The 14,263-nt window shown below is 62.3% G+C and carries 9 protein-coding genes; 8 read left to right on the top strand and 1 reads right to left on the bottom strand.

The annotated features are described in order from the left end of the window. Window positions 1–73 precede the first annotated feature (73 nt). From WKV53_RS23020 to WKV53_RS23000, 5 genes are all read left to right on the top strand, one after another. Window positions 74–1,264: a M48 family metalloprotease gene (locus tag WKV53_RS23020; protein WP_341407169.1), complete on the top strand. Its 1,191-nt coding sequence runs from the start codon at window positions 74–76 to the stop codon at window positions 1,262–1,264. Then, a complete protein-coding gene (locus tag WKV53_RS23015) occupies window positions 1,261–6,726 on the top strand; it encodes a WGR domain-containing protein (protein WP_341407168.1) in 5,466 nt (1,821 codons plus the stop codon). The genes WKV53_RS23020 and WKV53_RS23015 overlap by 4 nt, the downstream gene beginning before the upstream one ends. 113 nt (window positions 6,727–6,839) lie before the next feature. Then, complete coding sequence (gene ilvC, locus WKV53_RS23010) at window positions 6,840–7,886, top strand: ketol-acid reductoisomerase (RefSeq protein WP_341407167.1); 1,047 nt, start codon at window positions 6,840–6,842, stop codon at window positions 7,884–7,886. Window positions 7,887–8,040: 154 nt separating this feature from the next. Then, window positions 8,041–9,120: an SPFH domain-containing protein gene (locus WKV53_RS23005; protein ID WP_345789674.1), complete on the top strand. Its 1,080-nt coding sequence runs from the start codon at window positions 8,041–8,043 to the stop codon at window positions 9,118–9,120. A gap of 38 nt (window positions 9,121–9,158) precedes the next feature. Then, on the top strand, window positions 9,159–10,358 hold the full coding sequence (locus WKV53_RS23000; protein ID WP_341407165.1) for a Trm112 family protein: 1,200 nt from the start codon (window positions 9,159–9,161) through the stop codon (window positions 10,356–10,358). Window positions 10,359–10,628: 270 nt separating this feature from the next. Here the strand turns inward: WKV53_RS23000 and WKV53_RS22995 are convergent, their stop codons facing one another. Beyond that, the gene (locus WKV53_RS22995) at window positions 10,629–10,922 is read right to left on the bottom strand and encodes a hypothetical protein (RefSeq protein WP_341407164.1); all 294 of its coding nucleotides are present in this window, start codon (window positions 10,920–10,922) and stop codon (window positions 10,629–10,631) included. 1 nt (window position 10,923) lies between these two features. On the opposite strand from WKV53_RS22995, the gene WKV53_RS22990 reads away from it, so the two are divergent. The 3 genes from WKV53_RS22990 (at window position 10,924) to WKV53_RS22980 (ending at window position 14,167) form a co-directional block, all read left to right on the top strand. Continuing rightward, on the top strand, window positions 10,924–11,550 hold the full coding sequence (locus WKV53_RS22990) for a hypothetical protein (RefSeq protein ID WP_341407163.1): 627 nt from the start codon (window positions 10,924–10,926) through the stop codon (window positions 11,548–11,550). Between the two features lie 488 nt (window positions 11,551–12,038). Beyond that, entirely contained in the window at window positions 12,039–12,713 is a 675-nt protein-coding gene (trmD, locus tag WKV53_RS22985) for a tRNA (guanosine(37)-N1)-methyltransferase TrmD (protein ID WP_341407162.1), read from the top strand. Between the two features lie 248 nt (window positions 12,714–12,961). Then, window positions 12,962–14,167 (top strand): coiled-coil domain-containing protein, encoded by a 1,206-nt coding sequence (locus WKV53_RS22980; protein ID WP_341407161.1) that lies wholly within the window; start codon window positions 12,962–12,964, stop codon window positions 14,165–14,167. Window positions 14,168–14,263: the final 96 nt, after the last annotated feature.

Here is a 14,263-nt window from a genome sequence, read left to right as displayed (position 1 = left end):
CGGAATCGCGGGAGCAAGCGAGGTGGATTGAAGATTGAGGTTCCCAAACCAGACCGATTGAATCCGCGCCCAGATGAGCCGGATACTAACTCCCCTGCCACAGCACCGTTCCCTGGTGGACTGGCTGAGGACCCGCGAGAGCGAGGTATGGAAGTGGCATTCCGATGCCGAGCGCCTCACGCAGGATGCGGAGGAGGTCAGACTCTCGCTGCTACGCGACACCTACCGGATGGATGCGGAAGGCCATCCTGAGCTGTTCGCGGAAATCACCGCCGCCCAACAGGCTCTGGGACTATCCCACGTGACTGTGTATGCCTATCAGGCCCAAGGGCAGAGCACTCCGAACGCTGCCATCTGCTACCTCCCAGGAGAAGCTCATCTCATCTTCTCCGGGCCCATCTTGACCCTGCTCTCTCCTGCCGAGTTGCGGGCGGTGATCGGCCACGAGCTGGCTCACCATCTCCTCTGGCAGATGGAAGACGGCACCTTCTATCTGGCCGACCGGATTCTCCACCAATCCGCTGCCCACCCACACGCCGAGCCGAGCCATGGCCAAAGCGCCCGCCTTTGGGCCCTTGCAACGGAGCTCTTCGCCGACCGCGGCGCCTATCTCGTCACCGGTTGCCTCGAAACCGCCGTGGCGAGCCTGGTCAAAATCTGCACCGGCCTCGCACAGGTCAGCGGAAAAAGCTACCTGACCCAGGCCGAGGAAATCTTTTCCAAGTCGAAGCCGAAGACCGAACAGCTCACGCATCCCGAGACCTTCATGAGGGCGCGGGCACTGCATCTGTGGGTGGAGGAAAGCGAAGACCTCGAAGGAGCCATCGCCCGGATGCTGGTCGAAGACGAAGGGTTGGAGGAAATGGACCTGATCCAACAGGCCCAACTCGCGGCACTCACTCAGCGCTTTTTAAAACAGCACCTCCGTCCCACGTGGTTCCGCAGCGAGGCGGTGCTCGCGCACGCTCGGCTCTATTTCCCCGACTTCACACCAGCCGACACAAATGATCGCGAACTTGCGGATGAACTCGAGGCGCTCTCGAAGCCAAGACGCGAGTTCCTTTGCCACGTGATGCTGGACTTCTGCGCGGTCGATCCCGACCTCGACGAACTGCCGGTAGCCGCGGCCATCGAGCGGGCCCGCGACCTCGAATGCCTGAGCCACTTCGAAAAGCTCGCCGCCAAGGAACTGAAGCTGAAAGCGAAGGACCTCAAGCGACTCAAGGAAAAGTCCTCCGAACTGCTCGCCGCCGCCCGACCATGACCGAGAATCCCTTCCTCCATTTCCTCGAACAGGGACACGAGCGCGGCGGCTTCGAGACCGATGACGTGCTTGCCGCGGTGCTACCGCTGATGCGCGAGGTCGTGGCCATCCACGATGCCGCGCAGGTGGCGCCCTTGCGCGGAGTCTCGGCGCTGGTCGTTCACGATGACCGCGCGCTCGGATTGAAATCGACGGAAGGCATCGCCCCCACGTCAAACGCGATCCGCGTCTATGAGCTACAGGTTCCCGCCAGCCATGGCGTGGAGGTGATCGGCGAAATGCGCCGCGAGTCGGACGAGAATTATCTCACCAAAGTCTCCAACCTCGATGTCGGGACCGCAGACGATGAGATCACGAAGCCGGTCTTTCTAGCAGGCTACGCGAATTGGGAGCACGCCATCGGCCATCACGACGCGCTCACCGACATCCATTCGCTCGGCATGCTGCTTGCCAGCCTCGCCTGCGGACTGGATCTCACGGACCGCGATGACTTGGAACGCTTCGCGAACTCGCGGAAGAATCTCTTTACCATCGCGCCGCGGCTGCATCCGGTGATCGCGGGCTTGATCGTGGAAATGACCGAGCTGCATCGCGGCAAGCGCGCACAAGATCTTCCCTCGCTGATCCGGCGCTTGGAAAGCTACCGCGATCAACCCGTGGATGCCGACGTGCTTGCGTTGCCGGGCCTCGCAACGGCGACGAAGGGCGGACGGCGGCGGATCATCCAGACGCATCTGCGCGACCGCTTGTTCGAGGTCTCGCGGCGTAACCGGCTACTCTATTTCCAAAGCTCGCAGGCCACGCTCAATCTCACCACGGCGAGCGTCCCGCTGGTGCTCGACTTCCGGAACATCCGGCCCGACCAGCTCTTCTATTGGCACGATGGCCTGGCCCCCGAGATCGTTTCCGGACGCGCCTTGCCCTTGCAAAAATGGCTGCGTTACGAGGAAGCCCCATACCTTCCCGGCCAGCTCGACAAGCTGATCAGCGACGCGCGACGCAGCCGCGCTGAGTATGGCTTCTCGCAGCTCCGGTTGGTCATCGCCTTCCTGCGTTGGAACAATCTCAAGGAAGCACCCAACGAGCGAATCCACTCACCCTTGCTGCTGCTGCCGGTGGAATTGGTAAAGCGAAAGGGAGTCAAAGACCACTACACGCTCGAACCGCAAGGCAGCGAAGCAGAGGTAAACCCGGCGCTGCGCCATCACCTCAAGCAGCTCTACGATCTTGATCTCCCGGAAACCATCGACCTGCGAGAGACGACCCTCGCCGCCTTCCATGAAAACCTTTGCCGCCTGATCCACGCGACCGAACCAGGCATCACGCTCGAACTCGCGGACAAGCCGAAGATCCAGCTCGTCCACGAGCGCGCGAAACAGCGGCTCGATCAGTATCGCCGCCGCATGGCCCGCCAGGGAAGGCGGGTGAAGCGCGCGGGCAGCCTCGACTACAGCTACGATCGCACCGACTTCCGGCCGCTGGGCCTGCAGATGTTCCAGAAGCTGGTGGTGCCTTCACCGCTGCCGCTGCGCGAACTCGCCGGTGCGCCGCCACGACCGCGCACGCCCTTCATGGCGGGAGCTGGCACCGTCACGGACCGGAAGATGTTCACGCTGGTGGAGGAATCGCAGGGAAATCCCTACTCGTGGGAGCTCGACCTTTGCGCGATGACCCTCGCGAACTTCAACTACCGCAAGATGACCCTGGTCCGCGACTACGCGAACCTCATCGAGCACGACACGCCGAGCCTCGCCTTCGACCGGGTCTTCTCCATCGAGCCGAAGGCCATTGACGAGACCTCACCGCCGGAGCTGCCGCCTTCCGACCAGCACCTCATCATCGTCGCCGATGCGACCCAAGTCGGTGCGATCGCCAAAGCCCGTCTCGGCGACAGCCTGATCATCCAGGGACCACCGGGCACCGGAAAGTCGCAGACCATCACCAACCTGATCGCAGACTACGTGGCTCGTGGAAAACGCGTGCTCTTCGTCTGCGAGAAGCGCGCCGCCATCGATGTCGTCTTCCACCGCCTGCGCCAGCAAGGCCTCGATGAACTGTGCTGCCTCATCCACGATTCGCAGACGGACAAGAAGGAATTCATCCTCAATCTCAAGCAGACCTACGAGCAATGGCTTGCCGGCGGCAGCGAGCACGATGCTTCGAAGCGCCACGCGGCCTTGCGGGCGATGGCAAGCGAGCTCGGGGCGCTTGAAAAATACGCCACCCAGCTTCAATCCGTGCCGCAAGGAGCAGGCGTGACCCTGAACGGGCTGCTGCAGCGCTTGATCGAACTGCGCGGCACCCATGACGGCAGCGCCTGCCCCGATCTCACGGCAGCAGAAGAAGAACACCTGCCGGGCTACGACGTTTGGCTGGAGCACGGCGACGTCGTTATCCGCCTCGGCGAAGTGCTACGCGACCTCGGCGCCGAACCGGTTTTCGCCACCCATCCACTGCGCTGGCTGGGCGAAGCGGTCATCACCCGCGATTCACCGCTGGAAGGACTCGCTGCTCGGCTCGACGACGCCGAGCACCAACTCGACGATCTCCAGGACGCGCTCGAACAAACGGCCTTGCCCATCGAACATTGGGACACGCTGGCAGAAATCGGGCAGTTGCTCGATTTCTCGCGGCGCTTGCTGCCGCTCGCCGAGCGAGGGTTGCTAGATCTGTTAGATACGAAAGCGCAGCGCTCCGCCGAGTTCTCGAAATTGCAGGCGGAGCACGAAGCCAAGCGGCTGGATCTCGCGGCGAAGCAGACCAAGAACAAACACTGGATCGACAAACTGCCGCCGGAGGACACGACCACCGCGCTCTCCCTCGCGCCGAAAGTCCAAGGATTGCTCGGCTTTATCAATCCCGCGTGGTGGCGGCTGCGCAAGGTGCTGCGAGCGCGTTACGACTTCTCCAAGCATGCGGTTGCTCCCACGTGGGAGCAGGTGCTGGCCGACCTTTCCGCGGAGCACGCCGCGGCGGCAGCGCTGGCGGATGTCCGCGCCCGGTCGTTGCGAGACTTCGCGAGTGAAGAACCCGGCGCGCTCGCTGCGGACCTGAAGACCTTGAACGATCCCGCCGCGCCACCGGCAATTGTGGCACTGAAGACCCGCCTGCTTTCCTCAGACCAAGGAGCGGGATTGGTGAAAATCCTGGCCGCGCTCGCACCCGGATTCCAGCGATTGGAAGCCAATCTGCGCGAGCTGCTCCACGGAGCGGAAAGCCACGGCCTCGCCGAACTTTCCTCCGCCGTCCGCGAAGTGCGTGAGGAGCTCGATGCCTTGCCCGAACTTCTGCCCGCCCTTCGCGATCTCGCCGCCACGCCCGAGGCGCTTCGTCGATCGACGCGCGAGTTTGCCTTCACCGCCGAGCAGCTCGAAGCCGCATGCGCGCGCAAGACGCTCACCCAACTCTATCGCGAGGACCGCATGCTGCAGCGCTTCGACTGCCATCTCCTCCAGCAGAAACTCGACCGCCTGGCCAATGCCCACCGCCAGTGGCTGGACCAGAATGCGGGCTGGATCCGCGCTGGCGTCCGCAAGCGCTTCCTCGAACACGTCCAGATCGCCAATCAATCGGCGACGGTGCTTTCGGCGGACCAGAAGGCATTCAAGAAGTCCTACACCGCCGGGCGCCGAGAACTCGAACACGAATTCGGCAAGACGATGCGCTACAAATCAATCCGCGATCTCGCCGCAGGCGACAGCGGTGAAGTGGTGCGCGACCTGAAACCGATCTGGCTGATGAGCCCGCTCTCGGTGTCGGACACACTGCCTCTCGACACCGGCTTGTTCGACGTCGTGATCTTCGACGAAGCGAGCCAGATCCCTGTGGAAGATGCCGTGCCCGCGGCCTACCGAGCGCAGCAGGTCATCGTGGTGGGAGATGAAATGCAGCTCCCGCCCACCAGCTTCTTCAGCAGCAGTGGCGGTGACGACGACGATGAACTCACGGTCGAGGAAGATGGCGAATCGGTGAGCCTGCTGATGGATGCCGACAGCTTCCTCACCCAATGCGCCCGGAACCTGCCAAGCACCCTGCTGGCCTGGCACTACCGTAGCCGCTATGAGTCGCTGATCAGCTTCAGCAACGCGGCCTTCTACGGTGGCGAACTCTACACCATCCCCGATCGCCAGCTCACGACCGCGGACTGCGAAGATCTCGTCGTCGCCACGCCGGAGGATGCCGGGCAATTCGTGCCGGAAATCCTCACTCGCCCCATCAGCTATCTCCGCTGCGAAAATGCCCCGTATGAAGATCGCCGCAATGCTACCGAAGCAGCGGTCATCGCCCGCCTCGTGCGCGGGCTATTGATTTCTGAATCGAAGCTCAGCATCGGCGTCGCGGCCTTCAGCGAAGCGCAGCAGGGCGAGATCGAGTCCGCGCTCGAAGCCCTCGCCGCCGAAGATCCGGAATTCGCCACCCGCCTGGAGGCCGAGTATGTCCGCGAGGAGGACGATCAATTCTGCGGCCTCTTCGTGAAGAACCTGGAAAACGTCCAGGGCGACGAGCGCGATATCATCCTGATGTCCGTCTGCTACGGCCCCGATCCATCCGGCAAGATGCGGATGAACTTCGGCCCCATCAACCAGCGCGGCGGCGAGAAGCGCCTCAATGTGATCTTCAGCCGCGCCCGCCACCACATGGTGCTGGTGAGCAGCATCCGCCATCACCAAATCACCAACGATTACAACGACGGCGCGCGGGCTCTCAAAAACTTCCTGCAGTACGCCGAAAGCCTCTCCCGCAGCGAGCCTGCCATGGCCCGGCAGGTGCTCGATGGCCTCAATCCCCTCAAGCGGAAGTCGCTTTCCCGCGAAACCTCCGGCAACGGAGTCGCCCGCCAAATCGCCTCCGCCTTGCAGCAGCGCGGCTGGCATGTCGAAACGGATACCGGTCAAAGCCGTTTCCGCTGCGATGTCGCCGTGCGCGAGCGAGGAGCGGACCGGCACCAGCTCGCCGTGCTCGTCGAGGGTGGCGGCACTTCCGGCGTGCTGGAGCGCTTTCACACCCGACCCGGCATCCTGCGCGCGTTCGGCTGGCAGGTCGCCGTGGTCATGGCCAAGGACTGGTGGCACGAGCCGCAGGCGGTGCTGGAACGCATCGAGCGCCTGCTACGCCGCGAGATCCTAGAGGTGGAAGAGGAAATTTTACCGGAGGAAGAAGACAAGGCACCGGCAGAGCCCGTTTCACCACCTTCCCCGCCCCTTTCACCGCCACCCGTGCAGCCGGCCGTAGCACCCGTTTCCGGTGCCGCTAACGATCGCCGCTTCGAGTTCACCGGCGGAAATTCACGCAAGTTCTGGGCCGTTTCGCAGGACGGCGCATCGCTCCACATCCGTTTCGGCCGGATCGGCACCAGCGGGCAGGCGCAGGTGAAAACCTTCGCCGACGAAGCACGCGCCACCCGTGAGATGACCAAGCTGATCGCGGAGAAAACCGGCAAGGGCTACGTCGAGATCGCCTGAAGGCCGCTTTTCGCCGCGCATCGCGCGCTTGACCCCTGAGCGTCAAGTCTCCAGCTTGTCCGCCCGCCGCGGCCGAGGAGGCCTCTGGCGGTTCAACACTGACAACCATCGCCATGGCCGCGAAGATCTATACGAACAAGGACGCGTCGCTCACGCCGCTCAAGAAAAAGACCCTGGCCGTCATCGGCTTCGGTTCCCAGGGCCACGCCCACGCTCTCAACCTCAAGGACAGCGGCTGCAAGGTCGTCATCGGCCTCTACAAGAAGTCCAAGTCCCGCGAAGTCGCCAAGAAGCTCGGCTTCGAGGTCATGGACACCGCCGAAGCCGTGAAGGCTGCCGACGTGATCTTCGTCGCCGTCCCGGACACTGTCATCCCGGGCGTCTACGAAAAGGACATCGCGCCGAACCTCAAGGCCGGTAAGACCATTCTCTTCTCCCACGGTTTCGCCGTGATGTTCGGTGGCCTCAAGCTGCCAAAAGACATCGACGTCATCCTCGTCGCGCCGAAGGGCCCGGGCCACACCGTCCGCTCCCAGTTCGTCGCCGGCAAGGGCGTCCCCGGCCTGATCGCCATCCACCAGGATGCTACCGGCAAGGCCAAGGAAAAGGCTCTCGCCTGGGCCCGTGGCGTCGGCTGCACCCGTGCCGGTGTCTTTGAAACCGACTTCCGCGAGGAAACCGTCACCGACCTCTTCGGCGAGCAGTGCGTCCTTTGCGGCGGCGCTTCCGCCCTCGTGAAGGCCGGTTTCGAAACGTTGGTCGAAGCCGGTTATCAGCCGGAAATGGCCTACTTCGAGTGCCTCCACGAACTGAAGCTCATCGTCGACCTGATGAACGAGCAAGGCCTCGCCGGCATGCGCTTCTCCATCTCCGAAACTGCCGAGTGGGGCGATGTTTCCGTCGGACCGAAGATCATCGACGCCTCCGTCAAGAAGCGGATGCAGAAGCAGCTCAAGGACATTGAGAACGGCAAGTTCGCCAAGGACTGGATCGCCGAATACAAGAACGGCTACCCGCGCTTCAACAAGATCCGCAAGGAAGAAGCCAATCACCCGATCGAGAAGACCGGTGAAAAGCTCCGCGCCACCATGAGCTGGCTCAAGGCCAAGAAGCTCAAGAAGGGCGCCACCCAGGCCAGCCTGATCTCGTCCTCGAACTAATCGAGAACGCAAACGATTCCAAAGAGCCCGGTTCCCGCGAGGGAGCCGGGCTTTTTCTTTCTACGTGCGGTTACGAAAATCGCCCCCGATTTCTCATTGATGGGCCGCGCGGGGCCATTCAGCCTTCAGGGGTCAATCTACCCCTTCCACGCATATGGGACTCATGGACTTCATCAAAGGCGAGCTGCTCGAAATCATCGAGTGGCAGGACGACTCACGGGACACCATCGCCTGGCGCTACCCCGACGACGACAAGGCGATCAAGAACGGCGCCCAGCTGATTGTTAGGGAAAGCCAGGTCGCGCAGTTCCTCTACCTCGGCCAGTTCGGCGATACCTTCGGTCCCGGCAAGCACACGCTGACCACGGACAACATCCCGGTGCTCACCCGTATCAAGGGCTGGAAGTACGGCTTCCAATCGCCCTTCAAGGCGGACGTCTATTTCGTCAATACCCGCCTCTTCACCGGCAACAAGTGGGGCACTGCCAATCCCATCATGCTGCGCGATGCCGACCTCGGCGTCGTCCGCGCCCGCGCCTACGGGACCTATGACTTCAAGGTGACGAACGTGCAGACCTTCCTCAAGGAAGTCGCCGGCTCCGACCATGACTTCCGCGTCGATGAATTCGCGGACACCATGCGCTCGCGCGTCGTCAGCATCTTCTCCGACGCATTGGCAAATGCGCACGTCCCGGTCTTCGACGTCGCCACCCGCTACACCGACCTCGGTGAGGCGCTGCTGCCGCTGATCAATCCGGTCATTTCCGCCAAATACGGCATCGAGGTGTCCTCCTTCATCGTCGAGAACGTCAGCGTTCCGCCAGAAGTCGAGGAGGCCATCGACAAGCGCTCCGCCATGTCGGCCATCGGCAATCTCAACGACTACGTGAAGTACCAGATGGGACAGGGCATGGCCGCCGGTGGCGGTGGTGGTGCTGCCGGCACTGCCAGCGAACTCGCCGTCGGATTTGCCGTCGCGAAGGAACTCATGCAGCAAGGTGGACTCACCGGCGGTGGCTCTCCGCCGCCGATGCCCGGCGCACCCGCTGCCGCTTCCGCCGCTCCAGTCCAGGCCAATCCTGATATCCTCGATCCTGCCAGTGTCGCCCGCATGCTCGGTGTCTCCGAGGCGGACGTCATGACCGAGATCGAGTCCGGTAACCTGCCCGCGAAGAAGATCGGCTCCAGCTACCGCGTCACCCGCGCCGCGCTTGACGCCTTCCTCGCTCACTAGCGTGGCTGCGGCACCCTGCCGCATTCCCGTGCACTGCCATGGAGCCCGTTGACCCACCGGCACCGCCGGACGAGGACGCCCCGCCGCTCGAGCTGCCGAAGAAACGCATCCCACCCCCGCTGCCCGGGCAGCGCGGGGTCGCTGCGGAAGTACGGTCGCTTGAGCGCCACGTCTGCCCCGAGTGCGGCGGCAAGGCCGAGTGGGATCCGGGGAAGAAGGAACTCGTGTGCCCGTTTTGCGGCACGCGTTTCCCCCGTGAGGGCCCGCCGCCGATGCCCGGCACCATCGTCGAGCACGATCTCGATGAGGCGATTTCGCGCCTCGGCGACAAGGCGGTCAATGTCGACACCGCCACCCGCCGCGTGCAGTGCAACAACTGCCACGCCGTGCTCGTCCGCAGTGCCGACACCGTCGCGCAGCACTGCGACTTCTGCGGCTCGCCCGAACTGCTCGACTACAACGACATCCACAGCCCGATCTCGCCGGAATCGCTGCTGCCCGCCGCCATTTCAAAGGAGACTGCTTACCACGCGCTCAAGGCCTTCCTCGCCGCACGCTGGTTTGCGCCGAATGACCTCAAGCGCCGCAACCTGATCGACCGGATCAACCGCGTCTATCTCCCCTACTGGACCTTCGACTCCTCCGCCGAATGCCCGTGGACTGCGGAGAGCGGCACCTACTACTGGGTCACCGTCCAAAGCCGCGACTCCGAAGGCCGCACCGTCACCCGCCAAGAGCGCCGCACCAAATGGCGGCCGGCCAGCGGCCATGTCTCCACATGGTTCGATGACATCGTCATCTCCGGCTCCCGTGGCCTCGATACCGAGCTACTTCAGAAGCTGGAGCCCTTTCCCACGAAGGATCTCGTACCCTACGAGACCCGCTACGTCTCCGGCTGGCAGGTCGAACACTACCAGATTCCGTTGATGGATGCCGCCCGCCTCGGCTTTGGCACCATGGAGGGCATGCTGCGCGAAATGTGCGGCCACGAGGTGCCCGGCGACACGTATCGGAATCTCCAGATCTACCCCGAGTTCTCCGACAAGACCTTCAAGCACATCCTCGTCCCCATCTGGCTGCTCGCCTACCAGTACCGCGGCAAGACCTGGCAGGGAGCCGTCAATGCCGTCACCGGCACCGCCCACGCCCGCTTCCCGCTCAGCGCCTGGAAGATCTTCTTCGTCACGCTGCTGGTGATCGCCGTGATCCTGCTGATCGCGCTCTTGGCGAATCACTAGTGGAAGCGGGCTTCCAGAATTCGGCCAGTTGAGAAAAGACGCTGGATTGAGATTTCGGAGGCGAAGTGTTCTCCGACAAAGTCTTGCGACGAGAACGCCCGCCCTATCGAGCACCTTCACCTTGCCGACCTCCTCGGAGAGTCGAGACATGAGGAAGACCGCTGAGGCTAGAGCCCCCACGAAAGGCTTGGGCAATGCCTTCTCGTCCGTTTCTTTCCTACGCTCGGAATAGCGCACCGCCCCGTGCTTCAAGCCGCCTTGCGATCGAGACTACTCGCCCATGAAGCCTTCACGATTCTTCGCCACCGGAGGGACTTCAGGATCATGCCAAACCGAAATTTGTGGAACAGCACCAGGCCTCCGCAAAGCCATTGGTCGCTGACTATCGTTTTCTATTTTTGATTCGAGGAATCCTGCCATTACCCGCTTCCCATTTCCATTTAAAGCATTGGTTGCAAAATCATTTCCCTTCATCTCAGGAAAAATATTGAAAGATACTTTTTGATTGCCCATATATCGCGCCGTCGAGCGCCGCGACCACAATTCACCCCTCAGAATTTTCAAAATGCTCGCTTGGTACACCAACCTCTTGGCTCAGCTTCGTGATCTGCCGCTTGAGCAGATTCGCGGGCTTGCTGACACGATGGCGTATCAACGCAGCAAGGGCGGCACGAACCTCCCCACGGTTACACTCTCCGAAGCCACAAGCTGCCTGCTGGTAGCGTGGAGTCTGGTGGAAGATCCCACCTTGAGAGAGCTCTTCGAGAACGAAGTCCACTTGCGGATTCCGGCAAGCACCTCCGTCCCCACAACAGCAGCCCCCTCAAGCGACGCGCCCCCCTACTGGGCGGAGGCGATGCTCCGTCATGGAGCGAAGACCTTGACTCACCCAGATCAGGTGCTGCTGACCATCGGGATCCTCCGCCACGAAAAGCCAGAAGCATTCATTACCGTGGCCGAAATCGGAGCCGTGTTCGTCGAGAAGCTCGGCTCCAAGCCCAACGTCTCCGACATCCTCACGAAGATGACGAACGAGAAAAACGGCAAACCATTGCTGACCAGCGCCGGGAAGCAACTCGGCAGCCCGAAGGCCTACGAAGTTACCGAAACCGGTGAACACCAGCTTTCCAACTTGGAACGCATGTTCCGTGGAATCTCCTCCTTCACCGCGGCACCCACCGCGGCCACCTGAACCCGCACCTGAATCCGTAACTCCACCCGCTCCGGACGCCTCGATGACGATTGTTGTTCACCCCTACGACTTCCCTCGAACCACGTCCCTTCATGAAAACCCTCGCCCTCACTCCCCTGCTAGATGCCACAACTCTCGGAACAATCATTGCAGCTGTTGCCCTCGCGTGGGCCGTATACATTTATTTTAGGCCGCGACCTGGAACAGCTCCTCTACAACCACGGATTCTCGTGCGGCTCGTGCGCATGCGAGTTCCAATGACCAACGTCTACTTGCTTGGCCCTGACGGCACCAGGAAGGATCCAGATCAAGACGGCATTGTCGAACTTCCCAAGGAGTGGAGCAGACTCACAGTACGGGTCTGTAGTCAAAATCGTTCGCAGGTGGGAGAGTTTGTGGCACCAGCTCCGTCCCCAAACCTCTTCTCTGTTGAACTGCCCTAGGCAGGCGGTTTTGTTTTTGGGCCTGCTATCGACCCAAAGAACCGAATGCGCATCGACATACTCACCCTCTTCCCCGAGATCGCCCTCGCCCCGCTGGGCGAGAGCATCATCCGCCGCGCGCAGGACGCCGGGCTGGTGGAAATCCGCGCGCATAACATCCGCGACTGGTCCACCGACAAGCACAAGCGCACCGACGATACCCTCTGCGGTGGCGGCCAAGGCATGCTCATGATGCCCGGCCCGATCTTCACCGCGATCGAAGAACTGCGCACGCCGGAGTCGAAGGTCATCCTGATGACTCCGCAGGGAACGGTCTTCAAGCAGGCCATCGCGAAGGAGCTGTCGGACGAAAAGCACCTCATCCTGCTCTGCGGCCACTACGAGGGCGTCGATCACCGGGTCATCGAGGCGCTCGTCGATCTCGAACTGTCGATCGGCGACTACGTGCTCACCAATGGTGCCATCGCCGCCGCGGTCGTGACGGATGCCATCGTGCGCTTGCTCCCCGGTGCCTTGGGCGACGAACGCTCCCACCAGGACGAATCCTTTTCCGATCCCGGCTTGCTGGAGGCTCCGGCCTACACCCGCCCCATCGATTTCCGCGGCATGAAGGTGCCGGACGTCCTGATCTCCGGCCACCACGCGAAGATCACGGCGTGGAAGAAGGAGAAGGCCTTGGAGCGGACCCGGCAAAACCGGCCGGATCTGCTGGACGGGTGACGAATTGTTTTCCGATCCCGGCTTGCGGTGAAAGCGAGCCAAGGCGGGCGAATGGATTCCGGGAATGAGGGGGTGCGAGATGGCCCTTCTTTTCCATCAAAAGGCGCATCTCCGCCTCCGTGCATGATGCAGCAAAAAATCACTTTAGGCATATTTAGTATGAAACTTGATTGAATGCCGCAATTTGTTGATTACATAGAGGCCAAGGTTTGCGGGGACCTGCCTTCCCGCGACTGATCCTTCAAATCATGAAACTCACTACTGCACCCATCTGGTTCACCCTCGCGGTGTTCGCCAGTCCGCTCGCCCGAGCGCAGGACACCGCGTCCACTCCCGCGCAGCCCGCCGCCCCGGCCCCCACCGCCGCCGTTTCCGATGCCGAAGCTCTCGCTGGCGCTCAGAAGAATCTCGAAAACGCCAACCAGACGATCCGCGACGTCCGCAAGGAAACCGCGGATACGGCCGCCCAGCGCGATGCCGCTCGCACCGAAGCCACCGCCCTGCGCGAGGCAAAGCAGCAACTGGAACAGCAGCTTGCCGGCCTCAAGCAGCAAGTCGGCTCCACCACCGAGGAAATCGCCCGCTGGAAAGACAAGGCTGGCGTGCTCGAGAAGAAGCTCGGCGCCGGTGAGGAAGCCTATGCGAAGCTCGCGACCTTCCGCGATGAGATGGGCACGGCTCTGAAAGAATTCTCCACGCTCAAGAGCGACCTCGCCGAGGTTCGCGGCGAACTCCAGGCCCCGGCCGAGCGCGTCGCGCTGAAGAAAGAGGCGGAAGCGCTGAAGACCGCCAATGCGGATCTCGCCAAGCGCGGTGAAGAGGAAGCCAAGGCCCACGCCAGCACCAAGCAAAAGCTCAGCACCAGCGAAAGCGCCCTCACCAGCCTCAAGGAAACCTTCACGAAGCTCACTGCCGACGCGAAGGCCAAGACAGAGGAGCTCGCCAAGGCCATCCGCGAGCGCACCGAACTCGCCGCGAAGCTGGACGAACGGGAAAAAACCGTCGCAGCGATCCAGAATGAAGCGAACGGACTCAAGCAAGCCACCGCCGCCGTGACCAAGGAACGCGACGACTCCCGGAGCGAACTCACCGCGACCCGCGACAGCCTGGCACAGCTTCAGAAGGAAGCCGCCCAACTCCGTGGCACGGTTGCACCACTCGCTGCCGAGATCAAAGCCGCCAAGGAACAGACCGAACTCGCCACCGCTGCGATCCGCGAAGCCAACGTTTCCCGCAAGCGCGCGGAAGACACCCAAGCCACCCTTCAAAAGGAGCTGGCTTCGGTGAAGGGTGAACTCGCCTCCGCCGTGACCAACCGCGACGAGCTCAAGCAGCAGATCGTTGCGAAGTCGACGGAGATCGACACCCTCCGCAAGACGGTTGAGGAGCTCAACGCCCGCACCGCCGAAAAGGAAAAGAAGACGGAAGAGGAAAAGAGCAGCGCCGGTCTCTGATCTGGCCCCCGTAAAAGGTTTACTCAACGGCCGGAACCCTCGGGGTTCCGGCCGTTTTTCTTGGAATCATGCTGCCCGCGCGAGGGAAGAGAGGGC

Origin of the sequence: Luteolibacter sp. Y139 (assembly GCF_038066715.1) — a bacterium.
GTDB classification, from domain to species: Bacteria; Verrucomicrobiota; Verrucomicrobiia; order Verrucomicrobiales; family Akkermansiaceae; genus Haloferula; species Haloferula soli.
The sequence above is the reverse complement of the archived record's forward strand: the minus strand, read 5'-3'. Positions and strand labels throughout refer to the sequence as shown.